The 16466-nt window shown below is 74.2% G+C and carries 13 protein-coding genes, 1 pseudogene and 1 riboswitch; of the genes and pseudogenes, 12 read left to right on the forward strand and 2 right to left on the reverse strand.

What is annotated here, in order from left to right:
- The first annotated feature begins 46 nt into the window (after positions 1–46).
- The 10 genes from J2Z30_RS00335 (at position 47) to cobC (ending at position 11495) form a co-directional block, all read left to right on the forward strand.
- Positions 47–1309 carry an inorganic phosphate transporter gene (locus J2Z30_RS00335; protein WP_044577343.1) on the forward strand — a complete coding sequence of 421 codons (1263 nt, stop codon included), beginning with the start codon at positions 47–49 and terminating at the stop codon, positions 1307–1309.
- Between the two features lie 13 nt (positions 1310–1322).
- Positions 1323–1574 carry a hypothetical protein gene (locus tag J2Z30_RS00340; RefSeq protein ID WP_044577341.1) on the forward strand — a complete coding sequence of 84 codons (252 nt, stop codon included), beginning with the start codon at positions 1323–1325 and terminating at the stop codon, positions 1572–1574.
- A 168-nt stretch (positions 1575–1742) separates the two neighbouring features.
- Positions 1743–1960: riboswitch (cobalamin riboswitch) on the forward strand.
- 146 nt (positions 1961–2106) lie between these two features.
- On the forward strand, positions 2107–3090 hold the full coding sequence (locus J2Z30_RS00345; RefSeq protein ID WP_044577337.1) for a cobalamin biosynthesis protein: 984 nt from the start codon (positions 2107–2109) through the stop codon (positions 3088–3090).
- Complete coding sequence (locus J2Z30_RS00350) at positions 3087–4691, forward strand: cobyric acid synthase (RefSeq protein WP_044577334.1); 1605 nt, start codon at positions 3087–3089, stop codon at positions 4689–4691. Before J2Z30_RS00345 ends, J2Z30_RS00350 begins: the two co-directional genes overlap by 4 nt.
- A gap of 58 nt (positions 4692–4749) precedes the next feature.
- A complete protein-coding gene (locus J2Z30_RS00355) occupies positions 4750–6882 on the forward strand; it encodes a putative cobaltochelatase (RefSeq protein ID WP_044577333.1) in 2133 nt (710 codons plus the stop codon).
- Complete coding sequence (gene cobO / locus J2Z30_RS00360) at positions 6882–7478, forward strand: cob(I)yrinic acid a,c-diamide adenosyltransferase (RefSeq protein WP_044577330.1); 597 nt, start codon at positions 6882–6884, stop codon at positions 7476–7478. The genes J2Z30_RS00355 and cobO overlap by 1 nt, the downstream gene beginning before the upstream one ends.
- Positions 7472–8923 (forward strand): cobyrinic acid a,c-diamide synthase CobB, encoded by a 1452-nt coding sequence (locus J2Z30_RS00365; protein WP_044577327.1) that lies wholly within the window; start codon positions 7472–7474, stop codon positions 8921–8923. Before cobO ends, J2Z30_RS00365 begins: the two co-directional genes overlap by 7 nt.
- 19 nt (positions 8924–8942) lie before the next feature.
- Positions 8943–9443: a cobalamin biosynthesis protein gene (locus tag J2Z30_RS00370; RefSeq protein ID WP_044577324.1), complete on the forward strand. Its 501-nt coding sequence runs from the start codon at positions 8943–8945 to the stop codon at positions 9441–9443.
- A 68-nt stretch (positions 9444–9511) separates the two neighbouring features.
- Positions 9512–10348, forward strand: coding sequence for a sirohydrochlorin chelatase (locus J2Z30_RS00375; protein ID WP_044577321.1), 837 nt, complete (start codon positions 9512–9514; stop codon positions 10346–10348).
- A gap of 31 nt (positions 10349–10379) precedes the next feature.
- The gene (gene cobC / locus J2Z30_RS00380; protein ID WP_044577318.1) at positions 10380–11495 is read left to right on the forward strand and encodes an Rv2231c family histidinol phosphate aminotransferase CobC; all 1116 of its coding nucleotides are present in this window, start codon (positions 10380–10382) and stop codon (positions 11493–11495) included.
- Positions 11496–12086: 591 nt separating this feature from the next.
- On the opposite strand, the gene J2Z30_RS00385 is transcribed toward cobC, so the two are convergent.
- Both J2Z30_RS00385 and J2Z30_RS00390 read right to left on the reverse strand, forming a co-directional pair.
- Entirely contained in the window at positions 12087–12986 is a 900-nt protein-coding gene (locus J2Z30_RS00385; RefSeq protein WP_044582098.1) for an SCO1860 family LAETG-anchored protein, read from the reverse strand.
- A gap of 275 nt (positions 12987–13261) precedes the next feature.
- On the reverse strand, positions 13262–14371 hold the full coding sequence (locus J2Z30_RS00390) for an amidohydrolase family protein (protein ID WP_209468489.1): 1110 nt from the start codon (positions 14369–14371) through the stop codon (positions 13262–13264).
- Positions 14372–14672: 301 nt separating this feature from the next.
- Here J2Z30_RS00390 and J2Z30_RS49260 point away from each other — a divergent pair.
- Both J2Z30_RS49260 and J2Z30_RS00400 read left to right on the forward strand, forming a co-directional pair.
- Positions 14673–15248: pseudogene (locus J2Z30_RS49260) on the forward strand (SigE family RNA polymerase sigma factor); the annotation flags it as partial.
- A 125-nt stretch (positions 15249–15373) separates the two neighbouring features.
- Positions 15374–16225: a hypothetical protein gene (locus tag J2Z30_RS00400; RefSeq protein WP_044577312.1), complete on the forward strand. Its 852-nt coding sequence runs from the start codon at positions 15374–15376 to the stop codon at positions 16223–16225.
- Positions 16226–16466 lie beyond the last annotated feature (241 nt).

The raw sequence follows: 16466 nt of genomic DNA on the forward strand, positions 1-16466 counted from the left end.
ACGTTCACCGTGCCACTAACGACCTTCGAACTGATTGACCGGGTGTATGGAACACATCACGCTTCTCATCGGGATCGTGATCGTCACGGCCTTGGTGTTCGACTTCACAAACGGCTTTCACGACACGGCTAACGCCATGGCCACCACCATCTCCACGGGAGCACTCGGGCCCAGGGTGGCGGTGGCGATGTCGGCCGTCCTCAATCTCGTCGGCGCGTTCCTGTCCGTGGAGGTGGCCAAGACCATCTCCGGCGGGATCATCGACGAGGGATCCGGTATCCAGCCAGAAGTGATCTTCGCGGGACTCGTCGGCGCGATCCTGTGGAATCTGGTGACGTGGCTCGCCGGACTCCCCTCCAGTTCCTCCCACGCCCTGTTCGGCGGTCTGATCGGCGCCACCGTGGTCTCCGTGGGCCTGGACGGGGTCAACGGCGACGCGATCGTCATGAAGGTCCTGATCCCCGCCGTCGCCGCGCCGATCGTGGCCGGCATCGCCACGCTGGCCGCCACCCGGCTCACCTACCGGCTCGGCCGCGACCGCTCCCCGGAGGACACCGCGAAGGGCTACCGCGCGGGGCAGATCGCCTCGGCCGCCCTGGTCTCCCTGGCCCACGGCACCAATGACGCCCAGAAGACGATGGGCGTGATCACCCTGGCGCTGGTCACCGGGGGCGTGGTGGCGCCCGACTCCGACCCGCCGCTGTGGGTCATCGTCTCGGCGGGCCTGGCCATCGCGCTCGGCACCTACCTGGGCGGCTGGCGCATCATCCGCACCATGGGCAAGGGCATCACCGACATCCAGCCGCCGCAGGGCTTCGCCGCCCAGACCGGCGCCGCCACCGTCATCCTCGCCTCCTCCCACATCGGCTTCGCGCTGTCCACCACCCAGGTCTGCTCCGGCGCCGTCATGGGCGCGGGTGTCGGCCGTAAGGGCGCCGTGGTGCGCTGGTCGACCGCGGGCCGGATGGTGGTCGCCTGGGTGCTGACCCTGCCGGCCGCCGGTCTGGTGGCGGGCGCCGCCGCGCTCCTGGCCGACCAGGGGAACGCGGGCATCACGGCGGTGGCCGTGCTCGCCGTCCTGGCCTGCGGGGCGATCTGGATGCTGTCGCGCCGCAAGCCCGTGGACCACACCAACGTCAACGAGGTCGGTATCCAGGAGCCGGTGGGCGCCGTCACGGCCGCCCTGCGGTCCGTGGCCCCGCCGCCCGCCGGTGCGGCGAGCGCCGCCCCCGAGGACGGCACCTCGGACGACACACCCGAGCAGACCCCCACCCCCATCCCCGCCGTCGCGAGCAGCACCACCCGCTAAGGAGCCAGGAAACATGAGCATCGACTGGGCGGCACTCGGCCAGGTCTTCGGCATCAGCCTCGCGGTGACGGTCGCCATGGTGGGCGTCTTCACCCTGGGCATCGTCGGCAGCTCCCGTAAGGCGGCACCGGAGCAGGGCGGCACGGCCGCCGCCATGCCCGGGGGCGCGGTGGGCGCCTCCCCGCTCGCGCGCACCGGCGCGTACGCCTGCTTCGCGGTGTGCGCCGCGGTCGTGGCGTACGGCATCTATCTGATCGTCGCCTGAGGACCCCGCTTCCCCTCGTCGTATAAGGGCCCCGCTTCCCCGAACGACCCACCGGCCGCCGGATGGTGGCGCTGACCAGCGCCGACCGTCCGGCGGCCGTCCTGTGAGGGGCGGTTGTCTGTGGGGCTCGGCACACTCGGGCGACATGGGCCATATGCGAGTTGACGGCCATTCGCGGCCCATGGTGGACTTCCCGAGCCAAACGGCGGCAGGAGAGGAAGCCGGTGAGAATCCGGCGCGGTCCCGCCACTGTCACCGGGGAGCACCCTCCCATCGCCTGTATGGGGTCACGGCTCGTCCGTACGGTTCGTCGCGTACGCGGGGCTGGAAGACCGGGAGGGCCGCGGATCCGGGAGCCAGGAGACTCTCACCGCCGGTCACGTCGAACCAGGGCGCGGACCCTGAGTGAGGACATACCGCCATGCCCGGCATCGCCACGCCGCCAGCCCTCCCTGTCCCATTCGGCTCTTCCGGCCCCTCTGGCCCATCTGGTTCCGTATCGCCGCGCCGAGGCGTGACGGCGGCCTGACGGATGCGTGCCGACCACGCCTCGTTCGCGTGCGGCGCGGCCCTCGGCTTCCTCGGCGACCTCGCAACGGGTGATCCGCGCCGGGGCCATCCGGTGGCCGCGTTCGGGCGCGCCGCCGCGGCCGCCGAGCGCCGGCTGTGGCGCGACCACCGGGGTTACGGGGCCCTGCACGCCGCGTTGTGCGCGGGCGGCGCGGCCGCCGGTGCCGCGCTGCTGACCCGCGCCGTACGGGGCCTTGACGGCCGCCGTGGCGCGGAGGTCGCGCTGACCGCCGCCGCCACCTGGGCCGTGCTGGGCGGCACGAGCCTGGGCCGTGAGGCACGCGCCGTCGGCGGGGCGCTGGCCGCCGGGGACCTCGAGGTCGCCCGGGAGCGGCTGCCGCATCTGTGCGGCCGCGATCCGCAGGCGCTGGACGGGCCGCAGATCGCCCGCGCGGTCGTCGAATCGGTCGCCGAGAACACCTCCGACGCGGTCGTGGGCGCGCTGGTGTGGGGCGCCGTGGGCGGGGTGCCGGGACTCATAGGGTTCCGCGCCGTCAACACCCTGGACGCCATGGTGGGCCACAAGTCGCCGCGCTACCGGCGGTTCGGCTGGGCGGCGGCCCGGCTGGACGATGTGGCCGGCTGGCCCGGTGCACGCCTTACGGCGGCCCTGGCGACCCTCTCCGGCCCCGATCCGCGCGGCGCGTGGCGCGCCTGGCGGCGCGACGGCCGGCGCCATCCGAGCCCCAACGCGGGCCCCGTGGAGGCGTCCTTCGCGGGTGCGCTCGGCGTCCGGCTGGGCGGCACCCTCGCGTACGGCGGCCGGGCCGAGCACCGGCCGGTGCTCAACTCCGGCGGGCGGCCGGTGGAGTCCGCCGACATCGAGCGGGCGATACGGCTGTCACGGCGCGTCGGCGTGCTGGCGCTCGGAGTGTCCGTGGCGGCCCGGCCGGTCCTGAGGGCGCTGACGGGGCGGCCCCGGGCCTTGGGAAGGGGCGGCGGATGAGCGGGATACGCGGTAAGGGCGGCACGGACGGTTCCGGGGCGCGCGGCGGAGGGCTGCTCGTCGCGGGCACGACCTCCGACGCGGGCAAGAGCGTGGTGACGGCCGGGATCTGCCGGTGGCTCGCCCGTAAGGGCGTCAGCGTGGCGCCCTTCAAGGCACAGAACATGTCGCTCAACTCCTTCGTCACCCGGGAGGGGGCGGAGATCGGGCGGGCCCAGGCCATGCAGGCCGCCGCCGCGCGCGTCGAGCCGAGCGCGCTGATGAACCCGGTCCTGCTGAAGCCGGGCAGCGACCGCAGCAGCCAAGTGGTGCTGCTGGGCAAGCCGGTGGGCGAGCTGAGCGCGCGCGGGTACTTCGGCGGACCCGGAGCCCCCTCGCCCGGCGAGCGGCTCTCTGCGGGGCGTGAGGCGCTGCTGGGGACCGTCACGGAGTGCCTGGAGGAGCTGCGGAGCGCCCATGACGCGGTGATCTGCGAGGGCGCGGGCAGCCCGGCCGAGATCAATCTGCGCCGCACCGACATCGTCAACATGGGGCTGGCGCGCGCCGCCGGGCTTCCCGTCGTGGTGGTCGGGGACATCGACCGCGGTGGCGTCTTCGCCTCCTTCTTCGGCACGACCGCGCTGCTGTCGGCGGCGGACCAACGGCATGTGGCCGCCTATTTGGTGAACAAGTTCCGCGGCGATGTGAGCCTCCTGGAGCCCGGTCTCGAGATGCTGCGCGACCTCACCGGGCGCCCGACCGTCGGGGTGCTCCCCTTCGCCCACGGGCTGGGGATCGACGAGGAGGACGGGCTGCGGGTGTCGCTGCGCGGCACGGTGCGGGAGAGCGTCGTGGCACCCCCTTACGGCGCGGACGTCCTGCGGATCGCGGTGGCCGCCGTGCCGCTGATGTCCAACTTCACGGACGTGGACGCGCTGGCGGCCGAACCGGGCGTGATCGTGCGGTTCGTGGACCGGCCCGAGGAGCTGGCCGACGCCGACCTGGTGGTGCTGCCGGGCACCCGGGGCACCGTGCGGGCACTGGAGTGGCTGCGTGAGCGCGGGCTGGCCGACGCGATCGCCCGGCGGGCCGCCGAGGGCCGTCCGGTGCTGGGCGTCTGCGGCGGCTTCCAGACGCTCGGGGAGCGCATAGAGGACGAGGTCGAGTCGAAGGCCGGGACGGTCGCCGGGCTCGGGCTGCTGCCGGTACGGGTGCGGTTCGCGGCCGAGAAGACCCTGGCCCGGCCGGTGGGCGAGGCGCTCGGCGAGCGGGTGGAGGGCTACGAGATCCACCACGGGGTCGCCGAGCTGCTGGACGGGGCCGAGGAGCCCTTCCTGGACGGCTGCCGGGTGGGCTCGGTGTGGGGCACGCACTGGCACGGCTCGCTGGAGAGCGACGGCTTCCGGCGGGCGTTTCTGCGGCGGGTGGCCACCGCGGCGGGCCGGGCGTTCGTCCCCGCGCCGGACACCCGCTTCGGCGAGCTGCGCGAGGAACAGCTCGACCGCCTCGGCGATCTGATCGAGGAGCACGCCGACACGGACGCGCTGCTGCGGCTCATCGAGGAGGGCGTCCCGGAGGGCCTGCCGTTCGTCCCTCCGGGGGCGCCAGGGGGGACGACATGACGAACCCCCGCCCCCACACCGGACCGCTGTGCCCACGCACCCCAGGAGGTATCGCCGCGTGACCACCACCTACCCCTTCAGCGCGATCGTCGGCATGGACGGCCTGCGGCTCGCCCTGCTCCTCAACGCCGTCTCCCCCGCCGTGGGCGGCGTCCTGGTGCGCGGCGAGAAGGGCACGGCCAAGAGCACCGCCGTAAGAGCGATCGCCTCGCTGCTGCCCGAGGTGGACGTGGTGGCCGGGTGCCGGTTCTCCTGCGATCCGGCCGCGCCCGACCCGTCCTGCCCGGACGGGCCCCATGAGCCGGGCACGGGCGAGGCGCGCCCCGCGCGGATGGTCGAACTGCCCGTGGGCGCCTCCGAGGACCGGCTGGTGGGCGCGCTCGACATCGAGCGGGCGCTGTCGGACGGCGTGAAGGCGTTCGAGCCCGGACTGCTCGCGGACGCCCACCGCGGGGTGCTCTACGTCGACGAGGTCAATCTGCTGCACGACCATCTGATCGACCTGCTGCTCGACGCGGCCGCCATGGGCGCCTCCTACGTGGAACGCGAGGGGGTGTCCGTACGGCACGCGGCGCGTTTCCTCCTGGTGGGCACCATGAACCCCGAAGAGGGCGAGCTGCGGCCGCAGTTGCTGGACCGCTTCGGTCTCACGGTGGAGGTCGCGGCGTCCCGGGACACCGAGGAGCGGGTCGAGGTGGTTCGGCGGCGGCTGGCGTACGACGAGGACCCCGAGGGGTTCGCGGCGCGCTGGGCCGCGGACGAGGAGGCCCTGCGGGAACGCATCGCGGCGGCCCGCGCCCTGCTGTCGCGGGTGGCTCTCGGCGACCGCGCGCTGCGGCAGATCGCGGCGGTGTGCGCCGGGTTCGAGGTGGACGGGATGCGCGCGGACATCGTGACGGCCCGTACGGCGACCGCACTGGCCGCCTGGGCGGGGCGCACCGACGTCCGGACCGAGGACGTACGGGGGGCTGCGCTGCTGTCGCTCCCCCACCGCCGGCGGCGGGCGCCGTTCGACGCACCGGGGCTCGACGAGGACAAACTCGACGAGATCCTGCGGCAGTTCGAGGAGGACGAGCCGGATCCGGACCCGGGCCCCGAGGACGGGCCGGGCGGCTCCGGGCCGGATGACCCGGGCGGTCCCGAGGGCGGACCGCAGGAGGGCGCGGGTGACGGGGGGCGCGAGCAGGCGCCGCCCGCCGAACCCGAGCCGTCCGTACCCGACCAGCGCACGGGTGAGCACGAGACGGCCGACCGCGAAACCGACTCCGCCCCGGCCGACCACGACGGTGGGGCGGACGAAGCGGACGGCGGTGCGGGCGGGGCCGTCGGTGAGCGGGCGGCCGTGGGCGCCGCCGAACCGTTCCGGACCCGGCGGCTCGACGTCCCCGGCCTGGGCGAGGGCGCGGCAGGGCGTCGCTCGCGCGCCCGCAGCGCGCACGGCCGCACCACCGGCGCGCGCCGCCCGCGGGGGACACTCTCCGCGCTGCATCTGTCGGCGACCGTCCGGGCGGCCGCCCCGCACCAGCTGGCGCGCGGTCGGCGCGGGCCCGGACTGCTGGTGCGCCGGGACGATCTGCGCGAGGCGGTGCGCGAGGGCCGGGAGGGCAACCTCGTGCTGTTCGTCGTGGACGCGTCGGGCTCGATGGCCGCGCGGAAGCGGATGGGCGCGATCAAGGGCGCGGTGCTGTCGCTGCTGCTGGACGCCTACCAGCGGCGGGACAAGGTCGGGCTGATCACCTTCCGGGGCGCGGACGCCGAGCTGGCGCTGCCGCCCACCTCGTCGGTGGACACGGCCGCCGCACGGCTGGAGCGGCTGCCGACGGGCGGCCGTACGCCGCTGGCGGCCGGGCTGTTGAAGGCCCGGGAGGTGCTGCGGGTGGAGCGGCTGCGGGATCCCGCACGCCGTCCGCTGCTGGTCGTGGTGACCGACGGGCGGGCCACGGAGGCGCGGCGGTCCGGCGGGCCCACGCCGGTCGAGCGGGCCGGGCGCGCGGCGCGGATGCTCGCGGGCGACGGGGTCGCCTCGGTGGTCGTGGACTGCGAGTCGGGGCCGGTGCGGCTGGGGCTCGCGGGCGCGCTCGCCCGCGAACTGCGGGGCACACCGGTGACACTCGACGAGCTGCGCGCGGACAGCGTGACCGCGCTGGTGCGCGATGTACGAACCGTTTCGAACCCTCGGAGGGCCGCCTGATGCCGCAAGGACAACCGACCGTCGTGCCGGACGACGGGCTGACCACCCGCCAGCGCCGAAACCGTCCGCTGGTGTTCGTCCACACCGGTCAGGGCAAGGGCAAGTCGACCGCGGCGTTCGGGCTGGCGCTGCGGGCATGGAACCAGAACTGGCCGGTCGGTGTATTCCAATTTGTAAAGTCCGCGAAATGGCGGGTCGGTGAGGAGCGTGCGCTGCGCGTCCTCGGCGACTCGGGCGAAGGGGGGACCGTCGCATGGCACAAGATGGGCGAGGGCTGGTCGTGGGTCCAGCGCGACATGGCTTCCAGCGAGGAGGCCGCACGCGAGGGCTGGGAGCAGGTCAAGCGCGATCTCGCGGCGGAGACATACCGGCTCTATGTGCTGGACGAGTTCGCGTATCCGATGCACTGGGGCTGGGTGGACCCCGACGAAGTGGTGGAGGTGCTGCGGGACCGGCCCGGGACGCAGCACGTCGTCATCACGGGGCGTAACGCACCGGCGCAGCTGCTGGACTTCGCCGACCTGGTCACCGACATGTCCAAGGTCAAGCATCCGATGGACGCCGGTCAGAAGGGCCAGCGGGGCATCGAGTGGTGAGTGTCCCGCGCCTGGTGATCGCGGCGCCCGCCTCCGGCAGCGGGAAGACGACGGTCACGGCGGGGCTGATGGCCGCCTTCGCGGAGCGCGGTCTGGATGTGTCCCCGCACAAGGTCGGCCCGGACTACATCGACCCTGGCTATCACGCGCTCGCGATCTCCTCGGCCGCCTCTTCGGGCGCCTCGGGGGCCGGCCGGTCACGGGTGGGGAACACGCGCCTGGGCCGGAATCTGGACGCCTATCTGTGCGGTCCGGACCGGATCGCGCCGCTGTTCCTGCATGGGGCGGCGGGCTGCGATCTGGCCCTGGTCGAGGGGGTGATGGGCCTGTTCGACGGGGCGGCCGGGCAAGGCGAGCTGGCCTCGACGGCGCATGTAGCCAAGCTGCTGCGGGCACCGGTGGTGCTGGTGGTGGACGCGTCGTCGCAGTCGCGGTCGGTGGCAGCGCTGGTGCATGGCTTTGCCTCCTGGGACCCCGAGGTGCGGGTCGCGGGAGTGATCCTCAACAAGGTCGCCTCGGACCGTCACGAGGCGATGCTGCGCGAGGCGCTGGAGGGGTGCGGGGTGCCGGTGTTCGGCGCGCTGCGCCGGACGCGGGCGGTGCGGGCCCCGAGCCGCCATCTGGGTCTGGTGCCGGTGGCCGAGCGCCATGCGGAGGCGGTCGACTCGGCGGCCGCGCTGGCCGCCCGGGTGCGGGAGGGCTGCGATCTCGACGGGCTGCTGGCGCTGGCGCGCAGCGCACCGCCGCTGTCCGGGCGGGCCTGGGATCCGGAGGAGGAGATACACCGGGCGCTGGACGCGGTCCCCGGTGCCGGGGCCCGGGGCGGCCGGGCGGCGCGGCCGGTGGTCGCCGTGGCGGGCGGGGCGGCGTTCACCTTCTCGTACGCGGAGCACGCCGAGCTGCTCACGGCCGCCGGGGCGCGGGTCGTCCCCTTCGACCCGCTGCGGGACGAGCGCCTCCCCGAGGGCACCGGCGGTCTGGTGATCGGCGGTGGCTTCCCGGAGGTCTACGCCCCCGAGCTGTCCGCGAACGAACCGCTGCGCACCGCCGTCGCCGGGCTCGCCGCGTCCGGCGCGCCCATCGCCGCCGAATGTGCCGGACTGCTGTATCTGGCGCATTCGCTGGACGGGGAGCCGATGTGCGGGGTGCTGGCCGCGAAGGCACGGATGTCGGAACGTCTGACGCTGGGCTACCGTGAGGCCGTGGCCGTCTCCGACACCTCACTCGCCGCCGCGGGGACACGGGTGCGCGGCCATGAGTTCCACCGCACCACCATCGTGCCCGGAGCGGGGCCGGAGCCCGCCTGGGGGCTCGTCCACCCGGAGCGTCGTACCGAAGGGTTCGCACAGGGAGATGTGCATGCCTCCTATCTGCATGTGCACTGGGCCTCGGTCCCAGGGGCGGCGGCCCGGTTCGTCGACAGATGCGCGCCCCCTGCCGGTTGAGCCGAGGCGGTGAGCTGACGTGGAGGTCATCGGCCGGGGCACGGCGTCTCCCCCGCCCGCGGCACCGCTTGTCGTCGGGGTCGGGGCCGGCCGGGGCGTATCCGCCGACGAGGTGCTCGGGCTGGTCGAGGCCACCCTGGCGGAGGCGGGTCTTTCCCCGCGCGGCGTCGCGGAGTTGGCCACGGTCGAGGCCAAGGCCGGGGAGGCCGGGCTGCTGACGGCGGCCGAACGGCTGGGGGTGCCGCTGTGCGGATACCCGGCGGAGGCGCTGGCCTCGGTGGAGGTGCCGAACCCGTCCACGGCACCGCTCGCCGCAGTGGGCACGGCCGGGGTCGCCGAGGCGGCCGCGCTGCTGGCCGCCGGTCCGGGGGGCCAACTGCTCGTCCCCAAGCGGAAGTCCACGCCACCCGGCCGCCCGGGGAAGTCCACCTGCGCCGTCGCCCGCCGCCCGGCGGCGGTCAAACCCGGGCAGGGCGGGCAGCGAAGACCTGCCGTCGACCGCCCCGACGCAGGTCAGTAACGTCTCGGGGCGGAACAGCCCGCCCCCCGCCGACCGTGACACCCGCACCACCTGCACAAGGAGACCTCGTGACGACCCCGCCCGCCCTGCTCATCGCAGGCATCGGCACGCGAGACGAAAGGCATGCCGCCGCCTTCCAGGCATTCGTCAGGGAGTTGGCCGCACGCCACCCGGACCTGCCCGTGGCGGGTGGCCTCACCGGACCGGGCAGCCACCCGCTGTCCGACGCGGTCACCCGGCTCGTCGGGGAAGGGGTGACCCGCTTCGCGGTCGTCCCGATGACGCTGATCCCGGCGGCTCCCCCGAGAGACGGTATCGCCGCCGCGCTGGCCCAGGAGGCGGAGCGGCACGCCGACGCCTCGTTCGCCTCCGCCCGGCCGCTCGGCCCGCACCGCACACTGCTGAGCCTGCTGGAGCGGCGGCTCGACGAGGCGCTGGGCAATCGGCCCCGGCTGCCCTCGGACCGCGCGGAGACGACCGTGCTGCTGGTGGGCGACGGTTCGCCGCTCCCCGAGGCCAACGCCGAGGTGCACCGCGCGGCCCGGCTGCTGTGGGAGGGCCGCGGCTTCGCGGGCGTCGAGGTGGCCTTCGCCTCGCTCGCCGCCCCGGATGTGGCCTCCGGCCTGGACCGCTGCGCCAAGCTGGGGGCGCGGCGGGTCGTGGTGCTGCCGTACTTCCTGTTCGAGGGCGATGCCCTGGAGCGAGTGCGGCAGCAGGCAGAGGGCTGGGGGCTCGCCTACCCCGAGGTCGAGGTGGTCTCGGCCGATGTCATCGGCCCGGCGCGGGAGTTGGCCGACCTGGTCATGGATCGCTACGAGGAGGTGGCCGACACCAGCGAGCGCGCCGGGTTCAGCGCTGAGGCCCACGCCTTCGCGCATCCGGATGCCCACGCCGATGTCCGCTGAGCCGTCGGCGATGTCCGCTGAGCCGTCAGCGATGTCCACTGGCGCAACGGCGGACCTGCCCGCGGAAGGGTCCGCCGCCGACGGCGTGTCCGCCGGGTTCGATCTGCGGCATCACGGGGACGCGGAGGTGCGGGGTGCCGATGCCGCTCTGACGGACCTCGCGGTCAACGTCCGGGCCGGTACGCCTCCGGACTGGCTCAAGGCCCATATCGCCGCGTCCCTCGACGGGCTGGCCGCCTATCCGGACGGAAGGGTGGCGCGGGAGGCGGTCGCCGCGCGCCATGGGCTTCCGGTCGGCCGGGTACTGCTGACGGCGGGCGCCGCGGAGGCGTTCGTCCTGCTCGCCCGTGCCATACCGGCCCGACGGCCGGTGGTGGTGCATCCACAGTTCACCGAGCCGGAGGCGGCGCTGAGGGACGCGGGGCACACGGTGCAACGCGTGGTCCTCGATGAGCGGGACGGTTTCCGGCTGGGCCCGGCGGCCGTGCCGGAGGACGCCGATCTGGTGGTGATCGGCAACCCCACCAACCCCACATCCGTACTGCACCCGGCCGATGCCCTGGCCCGGCTCGCCCGGCCGGGGCGGACGCTGGTGGTGGACGAGGCGTTCATGGACGCCGTCCCGGGTGAGTCGGAGTCGCTGGCGGCCCGCACCGATGTGCCGGGGCTTGTGGTGCTGCGCAGCCTGACCAAGACCTGGGGCCTGGCGGGGCTGCGGATCGGCTATGTACTGGCGGAGCCGGACACCGTCACGGCGCTGGAGCGGGTCCAGCCGCTGTGGCCGGTGTCCAGCCCGGCCCTGGCGGCGGCCGAGGCGTGCTGCACCCCGTCCGCCCTCACCGAGGCCGCACAGGCCGCCGACCGTACGGCCGCCGACCGGGCCCATCTCGCCGACCGGCTGGCCGAGTTGGCGGAGTCGGCCGAGGTGCGGGTGTGCGGTCCGGCGGCCGGGCCGTTTCTGCTGATCCGTGTGGAGGGCGCGGCGGCGATCCGCACCCGGCTGCGGGAGCTGGGCTTCGCCGTCCGCCGCGGTGACACGTTCCCGGGCCTCGGCCCGGACTGGCTCCGGCTCGCCGTCCGCGACCGCGCCACGACGGATCGCTTCGTCATCGCCTTGACGAAGGCGATAGCGGACACGGCCGCCTGAGCGCTCCGCGGGAAGTGGCGCGAGGTGCGGTCGTTCATCCGCGGCTGCGTCGTGGCTGGTCCCACGCGGCGGAGCCGCACATCGACACAGCCGCGGCGGAGCCGCATACCGACACAGCCCCGCGCCCCTTCGGGGCGCGACCGAACCGCACCGTACTTCAGCGAGGCCGCTTGGCGGACGCTGCCGCCTGACCGCGCCCCACGCGGCGCGGCGACGCGGCGGCGCGCGGCGCGCGGTCAACTACCCCTCGCCCGAGCCCTCATGACCGGGCCTCGCGCCCACGCGCGTCCGGTGCCCGCCATGGCCCGACATCCAGGCCCGGACCCGGCGCCCACGCCCCGGACCCGGCACCCGCACCCGCACCCGGATCGCTGTCAGGTCCCAAGCCCGGCGCCCACGCCCAGATCCGGCATCCGCACCCCGGCCTGGCGGCCACGCCGAGTCCGGCGCCCACATCCCGGCCCGGTGGCCGTGTCGCGCAGCGCCGCGCGACACGGCCACCGGGGCCAACGGGCCAGGCGCCAGGCGCCAAGCGCCGGGCGCCAAGCGCCGGGCGCCAAGCGCCGGGCGCCAAGCGCCGGGTGCCAGGCGTCAGGCGGCGTCGCCGCTGGTGGCGGCGGCTCGGCGGCGGCGGGCCAGGACGACGGCGCCACCGCCCACGGCAAGCAGGAGTGCGCCTCCGGCCACCAGGTACGGCGTGGCCGAGCTGCCGCCGGTCTCGGCCAGGTGCTCCGGCTTGGGCTCGGGCTTGGTCTGGGAGCCCACGCTCGGGCTGGGCTCGACCACCGCGGCCACGGGCGACTCACAGGTCGCCCGAGCGAGGGTGAGCTGACCCTCGACCTCCGAGACGTTCAGCTTGAGCGGGTTCACGGAGACCTTCAGGTTGAGGGCCGTGGCCGCCGCCGTGCGCGAGGTGGTGGCCGTCCGCGACAGGTCGAGCCGGACCTGGCCGAGCGACGGCACATCGACCGTGGTGGTGCCGCTCGTGCGCAGAGTGACCTTCTGACCGAGCACACTGACGCTGCCGAGCAGGTTGGAGTGGGCGGTCGGCCGCTTCCCGACGGCGCACACCGCCTTCGAGGTCACCTGCTCGACCGTGATCAGCGGCACCGCGGCCAGGCCCGGGACATGCACCTGGGCGTTGACGAGGTTGGAGTACCCCTCGGCGCGCTGCTTGTCCGCGGCGGCTCGGGCGGTGGCCACATCGGCCCGCAGGACATTGAACGGCCGGCCCCCGTCCACGCCGTCCACGGTCGCGCTGAGCGCCGTCTTGCTGGCGGTCGCGGGCGCGTGCACATCGTTCAGCACGACCGAGAGCGGAGCCCTGACGGTCTTGTTGAGCAGGGAGACATCGAGATCGGTGCGGAGCACGACCGCACCCGCCTTACCGGTGGTCGCACCGGTGTCGGCCTGCGCGGTCGTCGCGGGCAGCAGGCCCAGGACGGAGACCGCGGCAGCGGCAGTGGCGGCCGCCAGACGGCGGGTGGGCATGCCGAAGTAGGTGTTACTGGAACAGGACACGTGAGTTGACCCCCACAGGAGACATGGAGCCGCCGGCGCCTGCCGCGGGGGACTCCACGGGCGCCGACGGCCTCGACCACGCCATATTTGCGCACCGAGGGTAAACAGGCAGACACATGATGTCCGTTCATCCCAAAGGGTGTGGTTCGCCGCCCAGTTCGAACCACGTTCCCTTCCGGCACCCCTCGCCCCACCCGTCCCCTGCCCGTCCCCCCGCCCGTATCAGCCCCGCGTGCCCCGCCCCGTCAGCCGACGACCCGTCCCCGCAGCACCACCCGCCGCGGCGTCGTCAGCACCCGCACATCGGCGCGCGGATCCGCGTCGTAGACGACGAGATCGGCGGAGGCGCCCTCGGTGAGTCCCGGCCGCCCGAGCCAGTCCCGCGCCCCCCAGGTCGCCGCCGAGAGCGCGTCGCGCACCGGGATGCCCGCCTTCACCAGCTCGGCGACCTCCTGCCCGACCAGCCCATGGGCCAGGCCGCCGCCCGCGTCCGTGCCGGTGTAGATCGGGATGCCCGCGTCGTAGGCCGCCCGCACCGTCTCGTAGCGGCGCGCGTGCAGCCGCCGCATATGGTCGGCCCAGCGCGGGAACCTCGCCTCGCCGCCCAGCGCCAGCCGGGGGAAGGTGGCGATGTTGACCAGGGTCGGCACGATCGCCACGCCCCGCTCGGCGAACAGCGGGATGGTCTCCTCGGTGAGCCCGGTGGCGTGCTCGATGCAGTCGATCCCCGCCTCGACCAGCGGGGCGAGGCTCTCCTCGGCGAAACAGTGCGCCGTGACCCGCGCGCCCAGCCGGTGCGCCTCCGCGATGGCCTCCTCCACCGCGCCGCGCGGCCAGCAGAGCCCCAGGTCGCCGGTCTCCCGGTCGATCCAGTCGCCGACCAGCTTGACCCAGCCGTCGCCGCGCCGCGCCTCCGCGGCCACATAGGCGACCAGGTCCTCGGGCTCGATCTCATGCGCGTAGTTGCGGATGTAGCGCTTGGTGCGGGCGATGTGGCGACCGGCCCGGATGATGCGGGGCAGGTCCTCGCGGTCGTCGATCCAGCGGGTGTCGGCGGGCGATCCGGCGTCCCGGAGCAGCAGCGCCCCGGCGTCCCGGTCGCTCAGCGCCTGTTTCTCGCTCGTCGAGTCGTCCACCGCCCCATGGGCGTCGAGTCCGACATGGCAGTGGGCGTCGACGAGGCCGGGCAGCGCCCAGCCCTCGATCAGCCGGATGTCCCTGGCCCCGGGCGGCCGCTCGAAGGTGATCCTGCCGTCGACCACCCACAGCTCGTCCCGTACGTCCCCGGCAGCGTCGCCGGTGTCCGGTCCGACCAGGACCCGGCCCTTGATGTGGAGCACCGCGCTTTCCCTCATGCAACGCACTGTACGAGACCGGGGCAGGGCGTTGACCGGCCAATTCTCATCAGCGGGAACGGCGCCACTCGAACAACATGCAGAGCGCTGCTACGCTCACGCACCCCACCGGTCGAGCGGCAGTGAGGAGGTCCTCGTGAGCGCTCCCGCCGATGACGCGGCCGCCTCGGGCACTGCGCGAGCCGTACGGATGGACGCGGCGCGCATGACGGACGCGCCACGGGATCCAGGGGGCCCGGGGCACGTATCCCCGCAGGCGCCCGACGCACCGGAGGGCCCCGACGGCTTACCGGCCGAAGCCCTGCCGGTCAACGCCTTACCCGCCGACGCCTTACCGGCCGATCCGCAAGCCGAGTTCCGGGACTTCTTCGAGCGGCACCACGCCGAGCTGGCCCGCCTCGCCCATCTGCTGCTCGGCAGCTCCGACGGGGCGGACGACCTGGCTGCCGACGCGCTGGTGGCGGTCTGGCACCAGTGGGACCGGGTGCGGGCCGCCGACCACCCGGCCGCGTACGCCCGGGGTGTGGTCGCCAACCTGGCCCGGTCCCGGATCCGCAGCCTGGTGCGCGAGCGGCGCCGCGTGGCGCTCTTCTCCTCGCAGCGTCCCGACCGCGTGGACGACCCGGACGTGTCCGCCGTGGTGGATGTGCAGGCCGCGCTGGTCCGGCTGCCGTTCCGCAAGCGCGCGTGTGTGGTGCTGCGCCACGCCTTCGACCTCTCCGAGCGGGAGACCGCCCGTACGCTGGGCATTTCGGTGGGCACGGTCAAGAGCCAGACCTCACGCGGCATCGCCGAGCTGGAGCGGCTGCTCGGCCCTCCGGACGGCGAGGACGAGGAGGAACCGTCCGCGGCGGCCGAGGCCGAGCGGACAGGACGGACGGTACGAACGCTCCGCGCTGGAAACACGGGCCACACAGGCCACACAGGCCACACGAGCCGGACAGGCCCGGCCCGTCACTCCGGTCACATGGGCCACGCCGGACACGCAGGAGGGGGCAGTTGATGATCGAGCATCGCGACCGCCCCGAGCGCCGCGACCACCCCGAGGGCCGCGATGTCGTCGCCGAGCTGCGTACGGCCGCCGCCTCCCATGAGCCGGACCGGATCCGGATGCAGGCCCGGGTCTCGGCGGGCATGGCGGCCGACGACCGGCGCCGCGTCCCGCGGACGAGCCCGCGCTGGACCCGGGTGGTGGGCCCGGTCGCCGGGCTGGCCGCGGCGGTCGCCGCGACGGGGATCGCGGTGGTGGCCACGGACGGTGCCGAGCGACCGCAGACGGTGCGCACCTCGAGCGAGCCCGCCGCGCCCCCGGCGGGCGCGGGCGCCGGCGCGAGCAGCGCGAGCGCGGACGCGAACCGGCGGCCCGGGGACGAGCCGGACGCCGGGTCCCAGAGCGATGCTGAGCGGCACACGCCGAGCGCCTATCCCACCGCGGCCGGTCCAAACCACCTCGCCGAGCCGACCGTGCGGTCCAAGGGCGCCATCAACGCCCATTCCAATCCGTACTGGGCGCAGAGCGACATCACGCTCACCATCGGTAGGCCGCTGACCTCGCTGACGGTGGAGCTGCGGGTGGCGGACACCGGGGGTGTGCGGTCCACCGGGTCCTGGAGCTCGCTGCCGACCGGCGATGTGACCACCGTCACCCACGTCGAGGACGGTGTGCTGGTCTACCGCTGGACGCTCCGGAAGGGGGCGACCGTGCCCGCCGGCCGGTATGTCTTCGCGGGGCAGTACGACCACGCCGAGGGCGACCGGGACACCGGCCGGGACGCGTACGCGGCCTCGGGAAACGGCGTCTCCGGGGCCTTCGCGGTGCGGGGCGACTTCCCTCAGTTCACCGTGGGAGATTGAATTCATGGCAGCTTGGCCAGAAATTCCTCGCGTTTTTCCGCTACTGCTTCCACATTCGTCTGCCCGCTTTTGTGATTCCTAAACACAAAATTTTTCACGGGATCCTGCCACCAAAATTCAAGCCGGTCACCGGCCAGTTACGCACATGTGACAGACTCCACATGCGATGCGCTATGCCCCAGTAACTCCCCCACAAATCACCGCCTTTCGGCGAGCGGCCGCGCGCGCCCGCGCTCCCGCG

The organism is Streptomyces iranensis (genome assembly GCF_017874715.1).
Lineage (GTDB): Bacteria > Actinomycetota > Actinomycetes > Streptomycetales > Streptomycetaceae > Streptomyces > Streptomyces iranensis.

What these genes read in the sequence shown, in the direction of transcription:
- cobC (WP_044577318.1), top strand. Translation starts at nt 10,380, where the DNA reads ATGTCCACTGGCGCAACGGCGGACCTGCCCGCGGAAGGGTCCGCCGCC.
- J2Z30_RS00390 (WP_209468489.1), bottom strand. Translation starts at nt 14,371, where the DNA reads ATGAGGGAAAGCGCGGTGCTCCACATCAAGGGCCGGGTCCTGGTCGGA.
- J2Z30_RS00400 (WP_044577312.1), top strand. Translation starts at nt 15,374, where the DNA reads ATGATCGAGCATCGCGACCGCCCCGAGCGCCGCGACCACCCCGAGGGC.
- J2Z30_RS00335 (WP_044577343.1), top strand. Translation starts at nt 47, where the DNA reads ATGGAACACATCACGCTTCTCATCGGGATCGTGATCGTCACGGCCTTG.
- cobO (WP_044577330.1), top strand. Translation starts at nt 6,882, where the DNA reads ATGCCGCAAGGACAACCGACCGTCGTGCCGGACGACGGGCTGACCACC.
- J2Z30_RS00385 (WP_044582098.1), bottom strand. Translation starts at nt 12,986, where the DNA reads ATGCCCACCCGCCGTCTGGCGGCCGCCACTGCCGCTGCCGCGGTCTCC.
- J2Z30_RS00350 (WP_044577334.1), top strand. Translation starts at nt 3,087, where the DNA reads ATGAGCGGGATACGCGGTAAGGGCGGCACGGACGGTTCCGGGGCGCGC.
- J2Z30_RS00340 (WP_044577341.1), top strand. Translation starts at nt 1,323, where the DNA reads ATGAGCATCGACTGGGCGGCACTCGGCCAGGTCTTCGGCATCAGCCTC.
- J2Z30_RS00345 (WP_044577337.1), top strand. Translation starts at nt 2,107, where the DNA reads ATGCGTGCCGACCACGCCTCGTTCGCGTGCGGCGCGGCCCTCGGCTTC.